Source organism: Chitinophaga sp. RCC_12, assembly GCF_041360695.1.
GTDB lineage: Bacteria > Bacteroidota > Bacteroidia > Chitinophagales > Chitinophagaceae > Chitinophaga.
In genome coordinates this window covers 17,203-39,745 of the sequence record NZ_JBFUPS010000011.1, presented here as the reverse complement: position 1 = coordinate 39,745, position 22,543 = coordinate 17,203, and the positions used below count along the sequence as shown (strand labels likewise).

At 44.9% G+C, this 22,543-nt stretch carries 22 protein-coding genes and 1 pseudogene; 16 read left to right on the top strand and 7 right to left on the bottom strand.

Annotated elements, in window-relative coordinates:
• The first annotated feature begins 92 nt into the window (after positions 1–92).
• The 10 genes and pseudogenes from map to carA all read left to right on the top strand — a co-directional run bounded on the left by map (position 93) and on the right by carA (position 7,020).
• Positions 93–893, top strand: coding sequence for a type I methionyl aminopeptidase (gene map, locus AB6805_RS26505; protein WP_370912468.1), 801 nt, complete (start codon positions 93–95; stop codon positions 891–893).
• Between the two features lie 149 nt (positions 894–1,042).
• Complete coding sequence (gene infA, locus AB6805_RS26500) at positions 1,043–1,261, top strand: translation initiation factor IF-1 (protein ID WP_012789309.1); 219 nt, start codon at positions 1,043–1,045, stop codon at positions 1,259–1,261.
• Between the two features lie 70 nt (positions 1,262–1,331).
• Positions 1,332–1,448 carry a 50S ribosomal protein L36 gene (rpmJ, locus tag AB6805_RS26495; protein ID WP_073083232.1) on the top strand — a complete coding sequence of 39 codons (117 nt, stop codon included), beginning with the start codon at positions 1,332–1,334 and terminating at the stop codon, positions 1,446–1,448.
• Positions 1,449–1,506: 58 nt separating this feature from the next.
• The gene (rpsM, locus tag AB6805_RS26490; protein WP_089903187.1) at positions 1,507–1,887 is read left to right on the top strand and encodes a 30S ribosomal protein S13; all 381 of its coding nucleotides are present in this window, start codon (positions 1,507–1,509) and stop codon (positions 1,885–1,887) included.
• 107 nt (positions 1,888–1,994) lie between these two features.
• On the top strand, positions 1,995–2,396 hold the full coding sequence (gene rpsK, locus AB6805_RS26485; protein WP_079470752.1) for a 30S ribosomal protein S11: 402 nt from the start codon (positions 1,995–1,997) through the stop codon (positions 2,394–2,396).
• A 154-nt stretch (positions 2,397–2,550) separates the two neighbouring features.
• A complete protein-coding gene (gene rpsD, locus AB6805_RS26480) occupies positions 2,551–3,156 on the top strand; it encodes a 30S ribosomal protein S4 (RefSeq protein ID WP_079470751.1) in 606 nt (201 codons plus the stop codon).
• Positions 3,157–3,224: 68 nt separating this feature from the next.
• Positions 3,225–4,220: a DNA-directed RNA polymerase subunit alpha gene (locus AB6805_RS26475; protein ID WP_079470750.1), complete on the top strand. Its 996-nt coding sequence runs from the start codon at positions 3,225–3,227 to the stop codon at positions 4,218–4,220.
• Positions 4,221–4,336: 116 nt separating this feature from the next.
• A pseudogene (gene rplQ / locus AB6805_RS26470) lies at positions 4,337–4,687 on the top strand (50S ribosomal protein L17); the annotation flags it as partial.
• A 250-nt stretch (positions 4,688–4,937) separates the two neighbouring features.
• Entirely contained in the window at positions 4,938–5,765 is an 828-nt protein-coding gene (locus AB6805_RS26465; protein WP_370912467.1) for a hypothetical protein, read from the top strand.
• A gap of 142 nt (positions 5,766–5,907) precedes the next feature.
• Positions 5,908–7,020: a glutamine-hydrolyzing carbamoyl-phosphate synthase small subunit gene (gene carA / locus AB6805_RS26460; protein WP_370912466.1), complete on the top strand. Its 1,113-nt coding sequence runs from the start codon at positions 5,908–5,910 to the stop codon at positions 7,018–7,020.
• A gap of 686 nt (positions 7,021–7,706) precedes the next feature.
• On the opposite strand, the gene AB6805_RS26455 is transcribed toward carA, so the two are convergent.
• A complete protein-coding gene (locus tag AB6805_RS26455) occupies positions 7,707–8,906 on the bottom strand; it encodes a pyridoxal phosphate-dependent aminotransferase (protein ID WP_370912465.1) in 1,200 nt (399 codons plus the stop codon).
• Positions 8,907–9,010: 104 nt separating this feature from the next.
• On the bottom strand, positions 9,011–9,421 hold the full coding sequence (locus AB6805_RS26450; protein ID WP_370912464.1) for a DUF1573 domain-containing protein: 411 nt from the start codon (positions 9,419–9,421) through the stop codon (positions 9,011–9,013).
• Positions 9,422–9,639: 218 nt separating this feature from the next.
• Here AB6805_RS26450 and AB6805_RS26445 point away from each other — a divergent pair, with 218 nt between their 5' ends.
• The 3 genes from AB6805_RS26445 to AB6805_RS26435 all read left to right on the top strand — a co-directional run bounded on the left by AB6805_RS26445 (position 9,640) and on the right by AB6805_RS26435 (position 14,185).
• Entirely contained in the window at positions 9,640–12,018 is a 2,379-nt protein-coding gene (locus AB6805_RS26445; RefSeq protein WP_370912463.1) for a thiamine pyrophosphate-dependent enzyme, read from the top strand.
• A 249-nt stretch (positions 12,019–12,267) separates the two neighbouring features.
• A complete protein-coding gene (locus AB6805_RS26440) occupies positions 12,268–13,224 on the top strand; it encodes a D-2-hydroxyacid dehydrogenase (RefSeq protein WP_370912462.1) in 957 nt (318 codons plus the stop codon).
• A 238-nt stretch (positions 13,225–13,462) separates the two neighbouring features.
• A complete protein-coding gene (locus tag AB6805_RS26435) occupies positions 13,463–14,185 on the top strand; it encodes a response regulator transcription factor (RefSeq protein ID WP_370912461.1) in 723 nt (240 codons plus the stop codon).
• A gap of 89 nt (positions 14,186–14,274) precedes the next feature.
• Here the strand turns inward: AB6805_RS26435 and AB6805_RS26430 are convergent, their stop codons facing one another.
• Both AB6805_RS26430 and AB6805_RS26425 read right to left on the bottom strand, forming a co-directional pair.
• The gene (locus AB6805_RS26430) at positions 14,275–14,985 is read right to left on the bottom strand and encodes a YebC/PmpR family DNA-binding transcriptional regulator (protein WP_370912460.1); all 711 of its coding nucleotides are present in this window, start codon (positions 14,983–14,985) and stop codon (positions 14,275–14,277) included.
• A 175-nt stretch (positions 14,986–15,160) separates the two neighbouring features.
• The gene (locus AB6805_RS26425) at positions 15,161–16,657 is read right to left on the bottom strand and encodes an amino acid permease (RefSeq protein ID WP_370912459.1); all 1,497 of its coding nucleotides are present in this window, start codon (positions 16,655–16,657) and stop codon (positions 15,161–15,163) included.
• 198 nt (positions 16,658–16,855) lie between these two features.
• Between AB6805_RS26425 and AB6805_RS26420 the strand changes: the two genes are divergently transcribed.
• The 3 genes from AB6805_RS26420 (at position 16,856) to AB6805_RS26410 (ending at position 20,199) form a co-directional block, all read left to right on the top strand.
• The gene (locus tag AB6805_RS26420) at positions 16,856–18,136 is read left to right on the top strand and encodes a dicarboxylate/amino acid:cation symporter (RefSeq protein WP_370912458.1); all 1,281 of its coding nucleotides are present in this window, start codon (positions 16,856–16,858) and stop codon (positions 18,134–18,136) included.
• Positions 18,137–18,202: 66 nt separating this feature from the next.
• Positions 18,203–18,886, top strand: coding sequence for a DedA family protein (locus tag AB6805_RS26415; RefSeq protein WP_370912457.1), 684 nt, complete (start codon positions 18,203–18,205; stop codon positions 18,884–18,886).
• A 77-nt stretch (positions 18,887–18,963) separates the two neighbouring features.
• Positions 18,964–20,199, top strand: a complete 1,236-nt coding sequence (locus AB6805_RS26410; RefSeq protein ID WP_370912456.1) for an MFS transporter — start codon at positions 18,964–18,966, stop codon at positions 20,197–20,199.
• Here the strand turns inward: AB6805_RS26410 and AB6805_RS26405 are convergent, their stop codons facing one another.
• The 3 genes from AB6805_RS26405 to AB6805_RS26395 all read right to left on the bottom strand — a co-directional run bounded on the left by AB6805_RS26405 (position 20,200) and on the right by AB6805_RS26395 (position 22,528).
• The gene (locus AB6805_RS26405) at positions 20,200–20,661 is read right to left on the bottom strand and encodes a MarR family winged helix-turn-helix transcriptional regulator (protein ID WP_370912455.1); all 462 of its coding nucleotides are present in this window, start codon (positions 20,659–20,661) and stop codon (positions 20,200–20,202) included.
• Positions 20,662–20,984: 323 nt separating this feature from the next.
• Positions 20,985–21,926, bottom strand: a complete 942-nt coding sequence (mdh, locus tag AB6805_RS26400; RefSeq protein ID WP_370912454.1) for a malate dehydrogenase — start codon at positions 21,924–21,926, stop codon at positions 20,985–20,987.
• Between the two features lie 98 nt (positions 21,927–22,024).
• On the bottom strand, positions 22,025–22,528 hold the full coding sequence (locus tag AB6805_RS26395) for a peroxiredoxin family protein (RefSeq protein ID WP_370912453.1): 504 nt from the start codon (positions 22,526–22,528) through the stop codon (positions 22,025–22,027).
• Positions 22,529–22,543 lie beyond the last annotated feature (15 nt).

Sequence of the window (22,543 nt, the reverse complement as noted above, 5' to 3'; positions counted from 1 at the left end):
TTTGAATAAAGAACAGTTAGTCCTTAGCTTCAGTTAAAAGCATACGCAGAAAGCTGATGCTGATCACTAACAGCGACAGAAACAAGGATGTTATGATTCACTATAAGACGAAGGAAGAAATAGAGTTGATACGTAAAAGTGCCCTGATTCTCAGTGCAGCCCTGGCAGAAGTAGCCAGGACCCTGAAACCGGGAATGACTACACTGGACGTGGATGCTGTTGCTGATAAGTTTATCGTTGAAAATGGTGGAACACCTTCCTTCAAAAATTACAAAGGTTTCCCGAATGCCTGCTGCATTTCAGTAAATGAAGAAGTAGTACACGGTATTCCAAATAAATATGTGCTGAAAGACGGTGATATCCTCACCGTGGACGTAGGAGTATACATGAACGGATACCATTCCGATAGCGCCTACACCTTTGCCATTGGTAATGTGCCTGAAAACGTACTCCGCCTGATGACTGCCACCAAAGCTTCCCTGTATAAAGGCATTGAAAAAGCAATTGTTGGTAACAGGATAGGTGATATCTCTTATGCAATACAGGAATATACCGAAAAAGAGCGCGGTTACGGCGTAGTAAGGGAACTGGTAGGGCATGGCCTCGGCCGGAACCTGCATGAGGACCCTCAGGTGCCTAACTACGGTAAAAGAGGTAGTGGTCCGGTGATGAAGGAAGGACTGGTGATAGCCATCGAGCCTATGATCAATCTCCGCTCGAAAGACGTGGAGTACCTGGAGGACGGTTGGACAGTCGCTACCCGCGACGGAAGCCCGTCTGTTCACTTTGAACATACGGTGGCTGTTGGAAAAGGGAAGGCGGATGTGTTATCTACCTATGTGGATATAGAAAAAGAAGAGAAAAACAACCCCGAATTAAATTCAAATTACTAGTATAGGATTTTGGATTTATCTAATATAACAGGGGCTTTCAGGGTGAAAACGACAGGTTTTGGTAAAAAAACTGGCAATATTAATAATAATCAGGGGAAATTTTTCTATTTCAAAAGATAAATGCTATCTTTGCAGTCCTAAAAATTTTTATGGCAAAACAGGCACTCATTAAACAGGATGGAATTATATTAGAAGCCTTGTCGAACGCTATGTTCCGTGTAAAATTGGAAAACGGGCATGAGATCCTGGCCACCATTTCTGGAAAAATGAGAATGCACTACATACGCATTCTGCCAGGAGATAAGGTTGGCGTGGAGATGAGCCCATACGATTTGTCAAGAGGCCGTATAATTTTCAGATACAAATAAGTGGGAACAGCGTAGAGGGGATTGGAATAATAATTTAACAAATATCATAACCTTTTATAAAGTATTAATCATGAAGGTAAGAGCTGCAATCAAAAAAAGAAGTGCGGATTGTAAAATAGTTCGTAGAAAAGGTGTTTTGTTGGTGATCAACAAAAAGAATCCTCGTTTTAAACAACGCCAGGGTTAATCGGTTCCCTAACGGAATTTGATTTTTTAATCAGAATCATAAAATCTAAAATAGAAATATGGCACGTATAGCCGGTATAGATCTTCCTAAAAATAAAAGAGGAGAAATTGGCCTCACCTATATCTTTGGTATAGGCCGTTCTACCGCCCAATATATCCTGAACAAGGCGGAAATTGATGTAAACAAAAAAGTGCGTGATTGGAATGATGATGATCAAGCTGCCATCCGTAACATTATCAACGGTGAGTTTAAGGTAGAAGGTCAGCTGCGTTCCGAAGTGCAAATGAATATCAAGCGTCTGCTGGATATCGCTTGTTACCGCGGTTTGCGTCACAGGAAAGGCTTACCGGTAAGAGGTCAGCGTACACGTACCAACAGCCGTACCCGTAAAGGTAAACGTAAGACAGTGGCTGGTAAGAAAAAAGCAACTAAGAAATAATAAATAAAATCCCAGGTTGAAATCCCAAATCCGAATCTGAGGGGTTTCAATGACCGTGAGTCGTGTAATTTGGGATGCGGAATTTCATATTTGGAATTTAAATCATTATGGCAAAAGCAAATAATACAAAAACTGCTGCTAATAAAAAGAGAGTAGTAAAGGTAGATAACTACGGAGATGTTCATATCTCTGCTAGCTTTAACAACATCATCGTGAGCATCACCAACAAGCATGGTCAGGTTATATCCTGGTCTTCTGCTGGTAAAATGGGCTTCAGAGGTTCTAAGAAGAACACTCCGTATGCTGCTCAGCTGGCTGCACAGGATGCTGCTAAAGTTGCAATGGACTCAGGTCTGAAAAGAGCAGATGTATTTGTAAAAGGCCCTGGAGCTGGTCGTGAAAGTGCTATCCGCGCTATCGCTAACTCCGGTATCGAAGTGAACATGATTAAAGACGTTACGCCTTTACCACACAACGGTTGCCGCCCTCCTAAGAAGAGAAGAGTATAGTAATATATATTTACAGCATCCAGATACCAGATTTCATTAGAAGTTTGGTATCTGGACGTTGTAATATTATTAAATAAATGGATGCATGATCAGGTTTTCAGATTTTTTGAAGAGCATGCATCATTAACTAAAAAATCTAAAGTATATTTAAAACATGGCAAGGTACACAGGTCCCAAAACCAAAATTTCCAGAATTTTTGGTGAGCCCATTCTCGGTAATGGCAAGTATTTAAGTAAGAACAGCAACCCTCCGGGTCAGCATGGTGCTAACCGTAAACGCAAACAATTAGGCGAATACGCACTGCAGCTGAGAGAAAAACAAAAAGCTAAATACACTTACGGTTTGCTGGAACGTCAGTTCCGTAACCTGTTTGATGAAGCTACCCGCAGAAAAGGTGTTGCCGGTGAAGTATTGATCAAACTGCTCGAAGCCCGTCTGGATAACACCGTTTTCCGTCTCGGTATCGCTCCTTCACGTCCCGCTGCCCGTCAGCTGGTTTCTCACAAGCACGTTACCGTTAACGGTATCGTTGTTAACACTCCCTCTTTCCAACTGAAACCAGGAGACGTTATCAGCCTGAAAAACAAAACTGCAAACAATTCTGCACTGACCAGCGTTATCCGTGGAAAAAATCCTAAGTTCAGCTGGCTGGATTGGAACGAGAAAGAAATGAAAGGTGTATTCATTGCTTATCCTGAGAGAGAGAGCGTTCCTGAAAATATCAAGGAACAACTGATCGTAGAATTGTACTCTAAGTAATAAATAATTAGTCCGTGGCCAAAGGTCACGGACTAACCTCATATTTAACAAATAAATCTATCATATCAATGGCAATTTTAAATTTCCAGAAACCTGATAAGATCGTATTGCAGAAGTCTACCGACTTTGAAGCTCAATTCGAATTCCGTCCATTAGAACCAGGTTATGCTGTGACTGTCGGTAATGCGTTACGTCGCGTACTGTTGTCTTCTTTGGAGGGCTATGCCATTGTGGGTATTAAAATTGAAGGAGCCGATCACGAGTTCGCTACACTGAAAGGTGTTACTGAAGACGTTACTGAAATCATCCTGAACCTGAAACAGGTTCGTTTCAAGAGGATTTCAGAGAGTGATGTAACGAACGAAAAGATCACACTGTCCATTAAGGGTAAAACAGAGTTCCGCGCTGATATGATTGAAAAAGCCACCAGTGCTTTCCAGATCATGAATCCGGAGCTGTTAATCTGCACCCTGGATCCTTCTGCCAAGCTGGATATCGAACTGACTATCGGTAAAGGCCGTGGTTATGTTCCGGCTGAGGAAAATAAACCCAAGGATGCAGTATTCGGCTACATCGCGATCGACTCTATCTTTACGCCTATCAAAAACGTAAAGTACAGCATAGAAAATACCCGTGTGGAGCAGAAAACTGACTATGAGAAGCTCGTTATGGAGGTGATCACCGACGGTACTATCCATCCGGAAGAAGCAGTGAAACAAGCTTCCCGTATCCTCATTCAGCACCTGATGATCATCACCGATGAAAACATCAGCTTTGATACCAAAGACACTGAAAAAGAAGACGTGGTAGACGAACAAACACTGCAACTGCGTAAGATACTGAAAACACCACTCGAAGATCTCGATCTGAGCGTACGTGCATTCAACTGTCTGAAAGCAGCTAAAATCAATTCCCTCAGCGAACTGGTACAATACGAACAGGAAGAACTGATGAAGTTCAGAAACTTCGGCCAGAAATCACTCAGCGAAATTGAACAGGTATTAGGCGAAAGAGGTCTGCACTTCGGTATGGATCTGTCTAAACTGAAACTCGAAGAAGAATAGTATTTATCTGTTAAGCCAAAGCCGTTGCATCCGCAATAGCTTTGGCTTAACTACTTTATAATTAACAAGTACCTTGCAATTCCTGACACGGTGTAAGGGTTAAAACAAATAATGTTATGCGTCACGGAGTTAAATTAAACAAATTAAGCAGAACTGCTTCCCACCGTAAAGCCCTGATGTCCAATCTGGCTTGCGAACTGATCAGCCACAAACGTATCACCACTACACTGGCAAAGGCGAAAGCCCTCCGCGTGTATGTTGAGCCGCTGCTGACAAGAGGCAAAACCGATTCTACCCACAACCGTAGAATTGTGTTCAGCTACCTGCAGGATAAAGAAGCTATCAAGGAACTGTTCAGCACGATCAGTGAGAAAATAGCTACCCGTCCTGGTGGTTACACCCGTATCATTAAACTGGGTAAACGTGTGGGCGATAACGCAGAAGTTGCGCTGATTGAACTGGTAGACTTCAACGAAATCTACGGTAAATCAGAAGAAAAAGCTGCTGCTAAGAAAACCCGTCGTGCCGGTGGTGCTAAGAAGAAAGCAGATGAAGCAACTGAAACTAAAGCTGCTGATACTGCAACAGAAGAAAAATCTGCTGAGTAATCTTATATCAAACGATACGAAAAAGGACAAAGCCTGGCTTTGTCCTTTTTTTATGCGCTGATAAATACATATATTTCGTAATATTACAGCAGTTTTAATGAGTATCCCTATGAAATACCTGCACTGTGATAGTTGTGGCCATCCCAACCCACTCAAATCTGAATACCTTACTTTTTGCGATGCGTGCGGAAAAAAGCTGCCACAAAGCTTCGCCGAATGGCGAAAGCTCCATCCAATGGCCACATTCCCGGAGTATACCCAGGCAGTTGGCATCTCACTGAGAGAGAAAAAAACGACCGGCCCGCTATATTGGATTAAGAACCAGCTGCAATCCGCCGGCAAAAGGAAAATAGTCATCTTTTTTTCACTCGTTTTCCTGCTGGTAGCCATTACCGGCACGCTGTTCGGTAAAAGAGCCGTGTTTACCTTCCTGTATCCCAAAGTACCACTGGCCAGTTTGTACAGCACCTGGCATACTGCTACCATAGGCCGTCAGGCACTGGAGATCAGCACACCCGTAAAATTGTGGGTACACGACCAGCCACTGGAAGGAGAAGAGGCTAAGGTGATAGAATACGCGAAAACCTATACTAATGAAGATGGGGGAGGTATCCGCATCGCCGTAAATATGTTTAGTTATATCAGCAGCGTAGCTAACAGCCTGGAAGATGCTGTGGCCGCCTCCCATAACAGCATGCAACTGAAGGAAACCGCCACAGATATCAACTGTAAATCAATACCCGTACTCATTTCCGGGATGCAGGGCGTACTGGAAGAAGGGAATTATCTGTATAAAGGCGGTATCCGCCTGGCCTTTTGTAACCTGGTAATGATCAAAGGAAGCAACCGCTGGCAAATCCAGATTAATTACCGCGACGACGACCCTATTGGCCGCCAGGTGGCACAGCGCGTGCTTAAATCTGTAAAAATTAAGTAACATCTTTTCATTCTGGTAAAAAAAATCTGTATTTAACTGTTGCATTTCATACCTTTGCACGGTTTTTTATCCGAACCTTCAGGGCAATTTTTGTACCCTTGAAGGTTTTTTTTAAAAATATAAAACAAGACAGATACCAGAAATGCCTCAGACAAGAACCATCCAACCTGCCATACTGCTGTTAGAAGACGGTACGGTTTTTCAGGGAAAAGCTTTTGGGAAAATTGGCACAGCCGCCGGTGAATTAGCTTTCAATACCGGTATGACGGGTTACCAGGAAGTGTTTACGGACCCTTCTTATAAAGGACAGGTACTTATAATGAACAACTGCTACATCGGGAACTACGGTACCAAAAAGGACGACGTAGAGAGCAGCAGTGTGAAAATCAATGGTTTGATCGCAAAAAATATTGCGTACAACTATTCCAGGAAAATGGCCGATGGGTCACTGGATACGTTCCTGACCGATAATAACCTGGTAGCCATTTATGACGTAGATACCCGTGCGCTTGTTTCCCACATCCGCAGCAAAGGTGCTATGAACTGCATTATCTCTTCTGCTATCCTGGACCTGGATCAGCTGAAAGTTGAACTGGCAAAGGTGCCTTCAATGGAAGGGCTGGCCCTCTGCAAAGAAGTGACCACCCCGGAAACCTACAACGTAGGCAACCCTGCAGCGGAAATCCGTATTGCAGTGCTCGACAACGGCGTGAAAAGAAATATGCTGAAATGCCTGTCTGATAAAGGCGCTTACCTGCAGGTATTCCCAACCGACACTACTTTTGAGGTTTGCGAGGAATTTAAACCGCATGCCTACTTTATTTCCAACGGTCCCGGCGATCCGGCTCCGCTGACTTACGCAGTAGATACGGTGAAAAAGATTCTGGCTGCAGAAAGACCTATGTTTGGTATCTGCCTCGGGCACCAGTTGCTGGCGCTCGCTAACGATATCCCAACTTACAAGATGCACCACGGTCACCGCGGTTTAAACCACCCGGTAAAGAACCTGAAAACAGGTTTGTGCGAAATCACTACCCAGAACCATGGTTTTGCGGTAGATGCAAAAGCAGTAGCGGCCAGTGAAAATGTGGAAGTTACCCATGTAAACCTCAATGATCACTCCGTAGAAGGTATCCGTATCAAAAATAAACCTGCATTCAGCGTGCAGTATCACCCGGAATCCACTCCTGGTCCGTTTGATAGCCGTTACCTGTTTGATGATTTCTTTGAGATGATCAAAGCGAATAAGGCATAACTGAAGGAATTATATACAGCAGCCATGCTGCCTGGAAATGAAGACGGTCCCGAGGAATCGGGACCGTTGCATTTTAAAATTCCACGTTATGAAAACAAACGGATATTACCATTGCTGAAAGCGCCGGTAGCCCCGCCCGTTTTATTACATAACAATATTATCGAAAAAAGGTAAACAGGAGGGGGAATATTTTCAGAATATTTTGTTTGTTCTGTTGGATTCCGCCGTCAGTGGCGGGAAAAGGTACGGTTAGGACAAAAAAATACGGCTCTGTGATCAGAGCCGTTTGCCTTTATAAATTCCACGTTATGAAAAACTGATACAAAAATACGATATTTTGCTAAAACGTTTTAGTTAATCTTTGAGTTTTACAGAAGACTGATAAATCTTCTTGTTTTAATAATTCAAAGGTCGGACCAAATAAACGTTATAAGAAATAATGCAGGTTAAATTTTTCTTAAACAAGTTTAGATTTTGCAGTCCATCGTATCTGTAAATATTTTTATAATTAGATAAATTTTGTCGTTGTTGTTATTTCTACATCAAATATACGAAACAAAATATCAAAATTCCAAGCACTGAGTGTTAAATAATTGCTTTTTTCTTTAAAAATACATATATAGAATTTATTGTAATGTATTTAATGGCTCTCATGTCGGATTTTATACCTGGTTTTGACATAAAAATTATTTGGCAGTTTTCCCGGGATATACCTCTAATGCCTTTTCCAGGCAGACCATTGCATGACTAATGTCCACTGTATTTAATACATAAGCCAGCCGTACCTCATTTTTTCCTAACCCAGGGGTGGCATAGAAGCCGGTTGCGGGTGACATCATAACCGTTTGGCCCTCGTAAGAGAAGGATTCCAGGATCCATTGGCAGAATTTATCTGAATCATCGATGGGCAGCCTGGCCATTGCATAGAAGGCGCCACCCGGATTCGGACAAAATACCCCCGGGATCTCATTCAGCATCTTTACCAGGATATCCCGGCGGCTTAAATATTCCGCTTTGATACCGTCAAAATAATCAGCAGGCAGATCCACTGCGGCCTCACCAGCGATTTGTGCAAAGGTAGGAGGGCTCAGACGGGCCTGGGCAAACTTCATCACAGCGTCAAGCACAGGTTGATTCCTGGTCACAAAAGCCCCGATGCGGCCTCCGCAGGCACTGTATCTTTTAGAAATAGTATCCAGCAGGATCACATTATTTTCCATGCCTTCCAGGTTCATGGCGGAAAAATGTGCTCCTGTATAACAAAACTCCCGGTAAGCCTCATCAGAGAAGAGGAACAGGTCGTATTTCAGGCAAAGCTGTTTCAGCACTTCCATCTCTTCCCTGCTGTAAAGATAACCGGTGGGGTTATTGGGATTACAGATCATGATAGCTTTGGTGCGTGGAGTAATCGCCTTTTCAAAATCGGCCATCGCCGGTAAAGCAAAGCCGGTTTCAATGCTGGAGGTGATGGTTTTGATCTTTATTTCCGCTTCTACGGCAAAACCATTGTAGTTAGCATAAAAAGGTTCCGGAACAATCACTTCATCTCCCGGATCCAGGCAGGCCATGAAGGCAAATATGATTGCCTCTGAACCGCCGGTGGTAACAATGATCTGGTTGTGGTTCACAGCAATGTTAAACCGGTCGTAATAAGTGACCAGCTTGCGGCGGTAACTTTCGAAACCTGCGCTGTGACTGTATTCCAGGATCTTGAATTCTGAATGGCGAACCGCATCCAGTACGGGTTTTGGTGTTTCGATGTCTGGTTGCCCGATGTTCAGGTGGTATACTTTCACCCCTTTTTTCTTGGCTGCTTCGGCGAATGGTACAAGCTTTCTAATGGGAGAAGATGGCATTTGCTCACCTCTCTGGCTAATGGTAGGCATAAAATTGTTTTGACTTTTGCATTGCAAAGATAGGGGATACGATGGGCAACAAAAAAACCTTACAGCATGTGCTGTAAGGTCTTAGTATGTTTTAAAGTGTGGAGTTACTTGTTGTTGGAACCAACTGTACCTGTTAAGTGCAGTTCTTTGTCCTGATCCACGCCTCTGAACTTTACCCAGATGGTTTTATTCTGCTGACCTAAACCGTTTGCACTGTAGCTCGCGGTTACTTTGCCCTTTTTACCCGGTAAAATAGGCTCCTGCGTCCACTTAGGTGTAGTACAGCCGCAGCTTGCGCGGGCAGCTTCAATCAACACCGGTTCTTTGGAAATGTTAGTGAATTCGAAATCAACAGTAACTGGCTTGTTTAACTCAGTTTTACCAAAATCAACAGTTTCTTTGGCAAATTTTACTTTTGTATCTGCCGGATTCTGTGCTGGAGCGGTCTGGGCCCACAGCGCTGTAGTCAGCAGCATGCTCGCAAACAGGGATAAGATAAATTTTTTCATTTTCATATGATGGTTTTAAAGCGACCGGTTAAAAAATATTGATATCTTTCTTGGTTAGAACAAATTTACAGCCAAAAAGCATTATAAACCTTACAATTTATTAAAATCTTATTAAAAAAAATCAGATTATTTTAAATGAAAGATTCACAGCATTTTTCAACTGTATAATTAACCTTACTTTTGTACTTTAACCATGAGGCATGATAGAAAATAACGAACTAGCTATGAATTTAGAAAGCCGGTTATCATTCGAAGAGTTCCGCAAGGAAGTGCTTAATGATTACAGGTTGGCCTGCGAAAGCAGGGAAGTTAGTCTGCTGGCCCGTAAGGAAGTGCTTACAGGCAAGGCAAAGTTTGGCATTTTTGGAGATGGAAAAGAAGTGGCGCAGATAGCAATGTCAAAATACTTTCAGCCAGGGGACTTCCGTTCCGGTTATTACCGCGACCAAACTGTTGCATTTGCCACTGGTATCGCCACTCCCGAACAATTCTTTTCGCAGTTATATGCAGATCCCGACCTGGAAAATGATCCTTTTTCAGGCGGCAGGCAGATGAACTCCCATTATGCTACTCCTAATCTTGATCAGGATGGCAACTGGCTCAATCTGACGCAGATGAAAAACTCTGCTGCCGACATGGCCCCTACCGCCGGGCAAATGCCCCGCGCACTAGGCCTTGCCTATGCCTCTAAAATGTTTCGTGAGGTGGAAGCCTTGCATCAATATAAAAATCTTTCCAACAACGGTAACGAAATCTGTTTCGCTACTATCGGTGACGCCTCTACGTCGGAAGGCCATTTCTGGGAAACCATGAATGCCGCCGGTGTTTTACAGGTGCCACTGGCCGTATTTGTATGGGACGATGGCTATGGTATTTCCGTACCCCGTAAATATCAGACTACCAAAGGGTCTATCAGCGCCGCACTGGAAGGCTTCCGCAAAACGGAAGAATCCAATGGCTTTGACATATATAATGTAAAAGGCTGGGATTATGCCGGCATGTGTGAAGTGTTCGAAGCGGCTATCCGCAAGATCCGCGAAACACACATCCCTGCACTGTTTCATGTGGAAGAAATCACCCAGCCACAGGGTCACTCTACCAGTGGTTCGCACGAACGGTATAAAAGCAAGGAACGTCTTTCCTGGGAACGGGAGTTCGACTGTAACGTAAAAATGCGTTCCTGGATCATTGAAAATGCTTTGTGCGAGGAAGAAACCCTGCGCGCCGTTGAAGCAGAAGCAAAAGTAAAAGCACAGCATGCCCGGAAAGCTGCCTGGGAAAAATATATATCGCCGATCAAGGAACAGGTACAGTCGTTTACCGCACTGGCCGCACCGGTAGCTGCTATTGCAGGCGCCGATGCAAACATGATAAACACCTTTATCCGCGACCTGCAGAATAACCGCGAGCCGCTCCGCCGCGATATCCTGAAGGCCAGCGCCATTATTCTCCTGAAACACCGGCGCCTGAAATCAGATGCCGCCGTTCAGGCATTGCAGCAATATTATGATACCTATCTGGCCGGCGAAAAAGAAGTGTACAATACACTGCTCCATGCCACCGGCGTGAACTCTGCCCTGAATGTACCGGTAGTTCCGGCTGCATACGAAGCAGACAGCATCACTGTAAACGGGTACGAAATACTGAATAAATATTTTGATCAGCTGTTTACCAACAACGACCGCGTATTTGCTTTCGGGGAAGATGTAGGAAAGATTGGCGACGTAAACCAGGGCTTTGCCGGACTACAGCAGAAACATGGTAAAGTACGTATAGCCGATACCGGTATCCGGGAGCTGACCATCATGGGTCAGGGAATAGGACTGGCATTGCGCGGCCTGCGCCCCATTGCTGAAATTCAATACCTCGACTACCTCCTCTACGGCCTGCAGCCACTCAGCGATGATGTGGCCTCCCTGCAATACCGCACCAGAGGAATTATGCATTGCCCGCTGATCGTACGTACCCGTGGCCATCGCCTGGAAGGCATCTGGCACAGCGGGTCTCCAATGGGCATGATCATCAATTCCCTGCGCGGCATGCACGTATGCGTACCACGTAATATGGTACAGGCAGCAGGCATGTATAACACGCTGTTACAGGCCAACGAACCGGCCCTGGTGATAGAATCTTTAAACGGCTACCGTCTGAAAGAAAAATTACCAGCCAACCTGGAAACGTATACCGTACCACTGGGCATCCCGGAAATACTGCATGAAGGAACAGACGTAACGATTGTTACATATGGTTCTATGACGCGTATCGTGGAAGAAGCAATGGTGACGCTGGCAGAAACGGGTATCTCCTGTGAGCTGATCGATGTACAGACTTTACTGCCTTTCGACATTCATCACAGTATTGTGGAATCATTACAGAAAACCAACCGCATCCTCTTTATAGATGAAGATGTACCCGGTGGCGGAACTGCTTACATGTTCCAGCAGGTAATTGAAAAACAGGGCGGCTACCGCTGGCTGGACGTGTCGCCACGCACCATGAGTGCGCAGGCCCACCGCCCGGCGTATGGCTCCGACGGGGATTATTTCTCCAAGCCCAATACAGAAGATGTAGTAAAAGTAATTATGGAGATGATGCAGGAATAGTTGCACTTTAAAATCATACAAAAGCCGGTTGCCCTAACAGGAGCCGGCTTTTCCTTTAATTGGCGAAGCCACTATAACAGCATCAATCTGCTGATATGGTGGCTTCTTACATTAAGCAGTTTGCAGGCTTAGCAGTATTGGCTTATTATGGCGCAGCAAAGGTCAGGGATATTTTGAATGTATAAAGTGTTTACAGGTGAGTTAATGATTATTTCATGTATGATGTATCTTGTCGGCAAAACGAAGACCATGAAAAACATCGTAGTACTCGACGGGCATACGTTGAACCCCGGCGACCTCGACTGGAGCGGGTTACAGGCATTGGGCAACGTTACATTGTATGACCGTACACCCGAACATGAAGTGGCCGCCAGGTCAAAGGATGCACATATCATATTAACCAATAAGGCTATTGTAAGCGGGGAAATCATCCGGCAGCTGGAACACCTGGAATATATAGGTGTAACGGCTACCGGCTTCAATATAGTGGATACGCATGCGGCAAGAAGCCGGCATATCCCGGTAACGAATGTACCTGCCTACAGCACGGCATCTGTTGCGCAGCTGACTTTTGCGCTGATCCTTGAATTATGTCATCATACCGGTTTGCATGCTGCAGGTGTGCGGGCAGGGGAGTGGAGCAGCAGTATCGACTTCAGTTACTGGAAAACGCCGCTCACGGAGCTGGCGGGCAATACGCTGGGCATAGTAGGTCTGGGGCAGATAGGGCAGGCGGTGGCGCGTATTGCGCTGGCGTTTGGGATGAAGGTGATTGCCCACCATAAACATCCTGACCGAGACGCGATGCCCGGTGTTACTTTTGTGGACCAGCCCACCTGCTTCCGGGAGGCGGATATTATCTCGTTGCATTGCCCGTTGAATCCTGCCAATAAAGAGTTTGTAAACGCCGCTCTGCTGCGTACCATGAAAAAGAACGCCTTCCTGGTAAATACCAGTCGCGGTCCGTTGATCTGTGAAGCCGATCTGGCGGATGCCCTGGAGAAAGGAGTTATTGCCGGCGCTGCGCTGGATGTATTATCCACAGAGCCACCGCCTGCGGGGAATCCACTGATCACAGCGCCCAACACCATTATTACACCACATATTGCCTGGGCTACCCAGGCGGCCCGGAAACGGCTCATGCATACATCGGTGGAAAACGTAAAAGCCTTTCTCGAAGGAAATCCTAAAAATATTATCAATTAGGATTACCCGTTGAGCGAATAAACAGGTTATTAGTTAGTAGGATGCAAACAGAAAATAACAGGCCTTGGGGTATACCGCGTAACTGAATGGTTGAAATGAATGATGCCTTCAGAAGTGAATGGGATGGATGGCCAGGGTTATGATTATGTTATTTATTTTTGGATAAAGGTACCTGCTACACTTATTTAAAAGGTACGCTACAACTAAAATCTATTTATTCGCTTAAAACCAACGTTACATGCAATCAAGCATTCTTTTGGTAGAGGACGATGTATTTTTTGCCAAAGTGGTAAAAAGACACCTGGAACGCGCCGGTTACAACGTAAACTTCTGTGAAAACGGCCAGGAAGGTTGGGAAAAATTCCAGAAACATATGTTTGACCTGTGCATACTGGATGTGGTGATGCCCAAAAAAGATGGTTTCGCCCTTGCAGGAGATATCCGGTCAATGGATGAAAACATTCCCATCATTTTTACTTCATCCCGTTATATGGAACAGGACAGGCTGCAGGGATTTGAAGCAGGCGCGGATGACTATATCACCAAGCCCTTCAATATGCAGGAAATGATCTGTCGCGTGGAAGTATACCTGAAACGCAGCCGCCTGCTGAAAAGTGAGCGCCGCGTGGTATACACCATCAGTAACCTGATCTTCGATTATTCACAATATCATATCCGGCATAAAGATGCCGACTCCCATGTTCGTATGGCCCCAAAAGAAGCGGAGTTGCTTCGCTTTCTGTGCGAGAATTCTAACAAAAAACTGAAGAAAGATGATATCCTGTCTGTGATCTGGGGACAGGAAGACTTCTTCGCGTCTCGTGTGATGGACGTTTATCTGACCCGTCTTCGTAAACACATTGCGCAGGACCCTGCCGTAAAACTCGAAACCTACCACGGCAAGGGACTCATGTTCATCGCTGATGACCTGGGACGCACACACACCATTGCTAAAGTTTAGCTGTTTTTTGGTTCTGGAAAGTTAACCGTATCCAATGGAAAACGTCCACCGTAATGGCGGACGTTTCCTTTTTTATATAGATTAATATCCTATTTCAGATTGTGGAAAACCTGCTGCACATCTTCATCCTGCTCCAAACGGTCTACCAGTTCCAGCACTTCTTTTGCCTGCTCGTCATTCAGCTCCACGGTAGTGGTTGGAATACGTTTCAGCTCGGAGCTGATCACTTCCAGTCCTTTTTCTTCCAGCGCTTTGGCCATGTTGCCAAACTCGGTGAATGCAGCACGGATAATGATGTTACCCTCACTATCTTCTCCTACTTCTTCCAAACCAAAATCAATCAGTTCCAGTTCCAGTTCTTCCAGGTCCTGGCCGGCATTCTTTATTTTGAATTCGCCTACGCGGTTAAATAAAAATCCAACAGAGCCGCTGTTGCCTAAGCTGCCGCCACCTTTGGTAAAGTGCATACGCAGGTTGGCTACGGTGCGGGTGGTATTATCGGTAGCGGTATCAATCATCACTGCCACGCCATGGGGAGCATAGCCTTCATACACCACTTCCTCATAATCAGTTTTGTCTTTACCCATAGCACGCTTGATAGCAGCGTCTACACGGTCTTTAGGCATGTTAACACTCTTCGCATTGAGAATACAGCGACGGAGTGCGGGGTTATTATCCGGATCAGGACCAGAAGCCTTCACGGCAATGGCTATTTCCTTACCTATTCTTGAAAATGCTTTCGCCATCTTATCCCAGCGGGCAAACATGGTCGATTTTCTTACTTCAAATATTCTTCCCATTGGAGTGGTATATATTTATTATGACTTTTAAAAACAGAACGCAAAAATAAGGATTTTCAGGTACCAGAATAGCGGATTCCCCTGATTTTAACTAAAGCGGAGAACAAAACAAGGGTAACCCCCTTTGTTCTGTTCTCCGCTTCGTATGATATCCGGAAATGTTAATCTCCGTAAACTATTCCAGCATTTTACGGGCCTTACTGTGTTTTACACTATAGCCGAAGTAAACCACAAAGCCAATAGCCAGCCACACAAATAAACGCGCCCAGTTTTCAATACCCAGGCTGATGATCATGGTAAGACAGAAAGCCGCTCCAAGCAAGGGAACAAATGGTACCCACGGCGTTTTAAAGGCGCGTGGCAGTTCCGGGTTGGTTTTACGCATTACAATAATACCAATACACACCAGTACAAAGGCAAACAGGGTACCGATACTGGTCATATCACCCACCACATTGTCCGGAATGAATGCAGCAAACAGGGATACAAAAACAAAGAACATCCACTGTGAGCGGTAAGGTGTACGGTATTTTGGGTGCAGTTTCGCAAATACAGCCGGTACCAGTCCATCGTTACTCATAGAGTAAAATACCCTTGTCTGACCCAGCAACATCACCAGGATAACGGAGGAAAATCCCGCCAGGATAGCCACGGTGATGAAAGTCGACAACCAGGAATAACCAGGCATATAAGTATCAATCGCATAAGCTACAGAAGCTTCACCACCTGCTTTCAGGAAGTCGGTGAACGGTGCGATACCTGTGAGCACAAAAGAAAACAGGATATATAATAAGGTACAAACAGCCAGCGATACAAGGATACCGATCGGCATATTCTTTTTAGGATTCTTGGTTTCCTGTGCAGCAGTAGATACCGCATCAAAACCAATGAAAGCAAAGAATACCACCCCGGCCCCCCTGAGTACCCCCGCCCAGCCATGATTCCAGAAGTTGGAATAATCCACGATCTGGCCATTGTGCATTTTTACGGTACCGGCATCTCCTGGAATGGTAAATGGCGTATGGTTGGCAGGATTGATAAATTTCCATCCCAGGAAGATGAATAACATCACGATGGCTACTTTAGTGATAACAATGATGTTATTCACAATGGCAGAACCCTGTGTTCCCCTGATCAGCAGCATAGTGAGTGCCAGCAGGATAAACAGCGATGGAACGTTCATGATACCCTGTACACCGGCATCAGAAGTTTCAAAGGGACTGTGACACCATTGGTACGGTATCGTGACGTGAAAGACATTTGTAAGCAGCTTATTGAGATACTGCGACCAGCCAATAGCTACGGTAGCCGCTCCCAGCGCATATTCCAGCACAAGATCCCATCCAATGATCCAGGCAATAAATTCTCCCAGTGTAGCATAGGAATAGGTGTAGGCGCTTCCCGCAATAGGGATCATCGACGCAAATTCTGCGTAGCATAAACCAGCCAGCGCACAACCTATAGCAGCAATAATAAAGGAAATGGTGACAGCAGGTCCGGCATGTTGACCGGCAGCTGCAGCTGTTCTTACAAAGAGGCCGGCGCCAATAATAGCGCCAATACCTAATGCTATAAGAGAACCTGCACCAAGCGTCCTTTTCAGACCCTTTTCAGATTCTCCAGCTTCGGCCAATAAAACAGACAGTTGTTTTTTAGCAAAGAGTTTGCTCATACGCAGTCGTATTGTGGTTGATGTTTTAAGGTAGTTTAGTTGTTGTTGTATTTCTGTTGATCGCCAAATATAATATCTAAAATCAAAAACAGATAGTTTTATTTTACCTGCCAAAGCGCATGTTTAGCTGCTTAACCTTATTTTTGGGAAATTTTCCGGTTACAACTTTTAATTATTACAAGATAAATTCTGGCTAGCATGAAGAAATCATCGAATCTGCTTACTTTATATATATTCATTGCTATGGTAATCGGAATAGGCACTGGTTATGGTGTTTTCCTTACCTATGGCAATGCGCCTGTTGCAACAGGCGCCAAGGATACCCCGCAGATCTTCGCTGATAATATCTCCATTCTTACCGATATCTTCCTGCGTCTTGTTAAAATGATCATTGCCCCGCTGGTATTTTCCACCCTCGTGGTGGGAGTGGCCAAGCTGGGCGACATAAAAGCTGTTGGCCGCATCGGCGGAAAAACAATGCTGTGGTTTATCAGTGCAACCTTTGTATCATTGTTTCTCGGCTTAGTATTGGTTAACCTGCTGAAACCAGGATTATCACTGGCATTGCCACTGCCTGATGAACATGCCTCTTCCGGCATCGCCAAGGCAGATATGACCCTGAAAGGATTTTTCCGCCACGTAGTACCGGATAGCGTAGTCGATGCAATGGCCCATAATGAAATACTGCAGATCGTGGTATTTGCCATTTTCTTCGGTGTAGCGGCGGCAGCCATAGGTGAAAAAGCCAACCCGGTAGTGAAGCTGCTGGACAGCGTTGCCCATATCATGCTGAAAGTAACGGGTTTTGTAATGAACTTCGCCCCTTTCGCAGTATTTGGCGCTATGGCCGGTATCATTGCGCTGAAAGGCCCCATTGTACTGGTAACTTATGGGAAGTTTATTTTGCAGTTTTATTTTGGGCTGCTCTGTTTGTGGGTGGTTATTTCCCTGGTAGGAAGCCTGATCCTGGGCAAACGGGTATTCAAGCTCCTGGGAATGATCAAAGACCCGCTGCTACTGGCTTTTGGTACCGCCAGCAGTGAGGCGGCCTATCCGCGTACAATGGAAGAGCTGGAGAAGTTTGGTTGCGACAGCCGCATTGTCAGCTTTGTATTACCCCTGGGCTATTCCTTTAACCTGGATGGCTCCATGATGTATATGACCTTTGCCAGTTTATTTATTGCCCAGGCTTATGGTATGCACCTGAGCATCGACCAGCAGATTACCATGTTGCTGGTATTAATGATTACCAGTAAAGGCATTGCGGGCGTACCCCGTGCTTCCCTGGTGGTGATTGCAGGCACGCTGTCAATGTTCAAGATCCCCGAAGCCGGCCTTATACTGCTGCTGGGCGTGGATCACTTGCTGGACATGGGCCGTTCTGCCACCAATGTTATCGGAAACGCGATGGCTACCGCCGTTGTTTCCAAATGGGAAAATAAGCTTACGCCGCCAACAGAAGATGCTGCCAAAGCCTAACTTAACAAATGCGTAACAGTTTATTGATTATTTTACCACTTCAGAAATAGAAATAGCGTATTTAGCATGGACCAGATTATTGAGTTTTTTAAACACCTCATTAATCCCTCGTGGATTATTGAACATGGTGGCCTTTACCTGTTACTGGGAATTATTTTTGCAGAAACAGGTCTTTTTATTGGATTCTTTTTGCCAGGGGATTCCCTGCTCTTTGTAGCGGGTATCTACAGCGAAGACCTTTGCCGCAGCTTCTTTGATCTTCCATTTGTGGTGATCATGTTCCTGATTGCCACCGCCGGTGTGCTCGGGAATATGGTTGGCTTCTGGTTTGGTAAAAAATCCGGACCTATTTTATTTAAGAAGAAGGATACTTTCTTTTTCAGAAAGAAGCACCTGCACCAGGCCCATGAGTTTTTTGTAAAGTATGGCGGCGGCGCTATCTTCTTTGCCCGCTTCCTGCCTATCATCCGCACCTTTGCCCCTATAGTGGCGGGTATTGTGGGTATGGACGGTAAGAAATTCATGTTCTTTAATATAATCGGCTCCTTTGCATGGGTATTTTCCATGATGCTGGCGGGTCACTACCTGGATAAAGCCTTCCCTAACCTGAAAGATCACCTGGAACTGATTATCCTGGTCATAGTGGTGATCACTACTTTACCGGTACTTATTAAAGTAGTATTTGGTAAGGTAAAACAACAGCCGGCGCACACACCAGCTGAAACAGAAAAAACTGATTCTCCAATATAATTTTTTATATCTTTAAAAGGGCCTTTAAACGAGGCCCTTTTTTTTATTCCCGTTATTATCGTCAACCAAATTAAGAAATGAAAGCCGACAACCGTCCCGTCTCCATTTTCAATATTGCCGTTATAGTGGCATCACTGGGCTATTTCGTAGATATTTATGATCTCCTGCTGTTTACAATTGTAAGGGTTCCGAGTTTGAAATCACTGGGATTGCCTGATAGTGAAATTGATGCCGGCGCCGGTATGCTGCTTATTAATATCCAGATGGTAGGGTTGCTTATCGGGGGTATTTTCTGGGGTATTATCGGAGATAAAAAGGGAAGGCTGAGCGTTTTGTTCGGTTCTATCCTTATTTATTCTGTTGCCAATATTGCCAATGGTTTTGTTCAGGGGATCAATGGGTATGTGCTATGGCGCTTTGTGGCCGGCTTTGGGCTGGCGGGAGAGCTGGGCGCCGGTATTACGCTGGTATCGGAAATACTGCCAAAAGAGAAGCGGGGCTATGGTACCATGATCGTGGCTACTGTAGGGGTTTCCGGCGCAGTGGCTGCCAACCTGATTGCCAAGCTGGTAGGCGACTGGCGGATCTGTTATTTCATAGGCGGCGGTTTAGGACTGGCACTGCTGGTCCTGCGGGTTAGCGTAATGGAATCCCATTTATTTAATGCGGTGAAAAGTTCATCCGCTTCCAGGGGCAGTTTTATGGCTTTGTTTACTAACCGCGAGCGGTTTATCAAATACCTGAAATGTATGCTGCTGGGTACTCCTACCTGGTTTGTGGTAGGGATCCTCATTGCTTTTTCCAACAAGTTTGCCACTATGATGAACGTAAAAGGCGCCATTAGCCCCGGCGACGCGATAGCGTTTTGTTATGCAGGGCTGGTAGTAGGTGATTTCGCCTCCGGTTTGATCAGCCAGCTATGGAGAAGCCGCCGGAAGGTGATGTTATTGTTCCTCGTTTTCACCGGGATAATGGTAACTGTATATTTAAACCTGCATGGCGTAGAAACATGGGTGTTCTATACCGTATGTTGTATACTCGGTTTCAGCGTGGGCTTCTGGACAATTTTTGTAACGATCGCAGCTGAAAGCTTTGGTACCAATCTGCGGGCTACCGTGGCTACTACTGTTCCGAATTTTGCGAGGGGAATGCTACCGTTGATCTCTATATTATTTATACAAGTACAGAAATATTTTACTTTCCTTCAAAGCGGGGCTATTGTGGCAGTGGTATGTATTGGCGTTGCGTTGATTACAGCCTGGAAGGTGGAAGAAACATTTGGCAAAGATCTTAACTACCTGGAAGAGATTTAATTAATGATAACTATCCAGCATTTTATCCAGTAATTTATTCAGCTGGATAACCTCTTTTTCGTTTAACGACTGGAGTGTGTTATCCAGCTGCCTGATTTCGGTATCGATTTCTTTCAGCAGTTGCAGGCCCTTATCGTTGATACGTACGTCTACCGCGCGCCTGTCCATTTCACTGTTCTTACGTTCTACCAGGTCTGCTTTGCGGAGCCTTTCCACCAGGCGCGATACGTCGCTCATTTTATCGAGCATTCTTTCCTTTAAGATGTTGATGCTGGCAGCCTGTGGATGCTGACCGCGAAGGATCCGCAGTATATTAAACTGCTGCATGGTGATTCCATAACGTTTAAAAAATTGCTGGTGACGGGACGTTATCCAGTTCCCGATGAAAATCAGGCTTATCAGGCCGCGCTGATTTTCGTTTTCAAATGTTTTCTGCGTAATCAGTTTTTCCAGGTTAGACATACATTCAGAGTTAAACCAAATTTTATGAAACTAATTAGAACTGCTTCATTTAGACGGCTTTAGCCAATACAGGATCGGGGTAAAATTACGAATAAATGTGGATTTATAGTCAGGATCGCCTTCGGCGATTTTAAATTGTCTTTCTCAGGATTACGCTGATTTTGTTGATTTTAAGGATTGGATAACGTGATGATTTTATAAAGATTAAGGGAGATATATGCGGGCATATTCGCTTATATCTCCCTTAATCTTAAAAAATCAAACAGGATCAAATCTGAGTAATCAGTATAATCAGCGTAATCCTGAGAAAGACAAAATCCGCATTACGCTGTAGCGGATTGCATTTTGTCCAGTACGTCCATTACTTCTTTAACGTGTTGTGCAGAGGTATTCAGTAATTCTTTTTCGGCAGGATTGAGCTGTAGTTCGATGATCTTTTCGATGCCGTTCTTACCCAATACTACGGGTACACCCAGGTAAATATCTTTCAGTCCGTATTCGCCGGTAAGCCATGCGCAAACGGGGAAAATGCGTTTTTCATCTTTTACAATGGCTTCCACCATCTGTGCAGCGGCGGCGCCGGGTGCGTACCATGCAGAAGTACCGAGCAGGTTTACAATTTCACCACCGCCTACTTTTGTGCGCTGGATAATAGCGTCCAGCTTTTCGGTGGCTACCAGTTCAGTTACCGGGATACCGCCAACGGTGGTATAACGGGGCAAAGGAACCATTGTATCGCCATGACCACCCATCAGGATCGCCTGGATGTCTTTGGGAGAGCAACCTATTTCATCAGCCAGGAAAGCGCGGTAGCGGGCGGTATCCAGGATGCCTGCCATACCAAATACCTTGCTGCTGTTTTTCTTTGCAGTGAGATAGCTGCAATAGGTCATTACATCCAGCGGGTTGCTTACAATGATAATGATAGCATCCGGGGAATGTTTTGTAATATTTTCGGTAACCGATTTCACAATATTGGCATTGGTAGAAATCAGGTCGTCCCTGCTCATACCGGGTTTACGGGGAAGTCCGGAAGTAATTACCACTACATCGCTGTTTGCGGTTTTGGTGTAATCGTTGGTTACCCCTGTAATTTTGGTACTGTAATAATCAATGGGAGCCTGCTGCCATGTGTCCAGCGCCTTACCTTCAGCCGTTCCTTCTTTAATATCCAATAAAACCACCTCCTGCAGAAAATCTTTGTGGGCCAGTACATTGGCACACGTTGCGCCTACATTCCCGGCTCCTACTACTGTAACTTTCATTTTGTCTTTAGCTTTAAAAGTGAAGAATGAATGTGATTGAACAAATGTAAGGATTCGGCCTTACAATAATCCGCTGGCGGCTACATTTTCACAAAGCATTATTTGTTGAGATAAAGCAGCAGGGAATCGAGCTTTACTGTTCCCTCAAAACCTTTTACAAACTGTTGTTTCTTATTATATATATACAAACCAGGGAAATAATGGAGGTCATAGAAGTACATGATCTGCCGGGAAGGTTCACTGGCCATAATGATGTTGGGATAGTTCTGAATTTTATAATGATCGTAATATTCCTTCATTTGTTCCACTTTGAAGGGAGTGACCATCACAATCTGTGTTTTTTTGAACTTGTCAATATTTTTCAGCATTTCCTCGGTGAGGTGTTTGCAGTGGTCACAGTCAACACTGAATATAAAGAGCATGGTCTTCTCATTTTTCTTCAGGTCGTTTTTGGTGATAGTGTGGCCATCAACAAGGCTTAACGGAAAAGCGGGAATGATCGGGTATTGTAAATAAGGTGCTTTGGTGCTGGAATTAGCAGGCGTTTGGGCCATCAAAAACACGGGTAAACAGCTTAAAATAACGAAAAACACGTAGCGCATACTTATAAAAGTTTC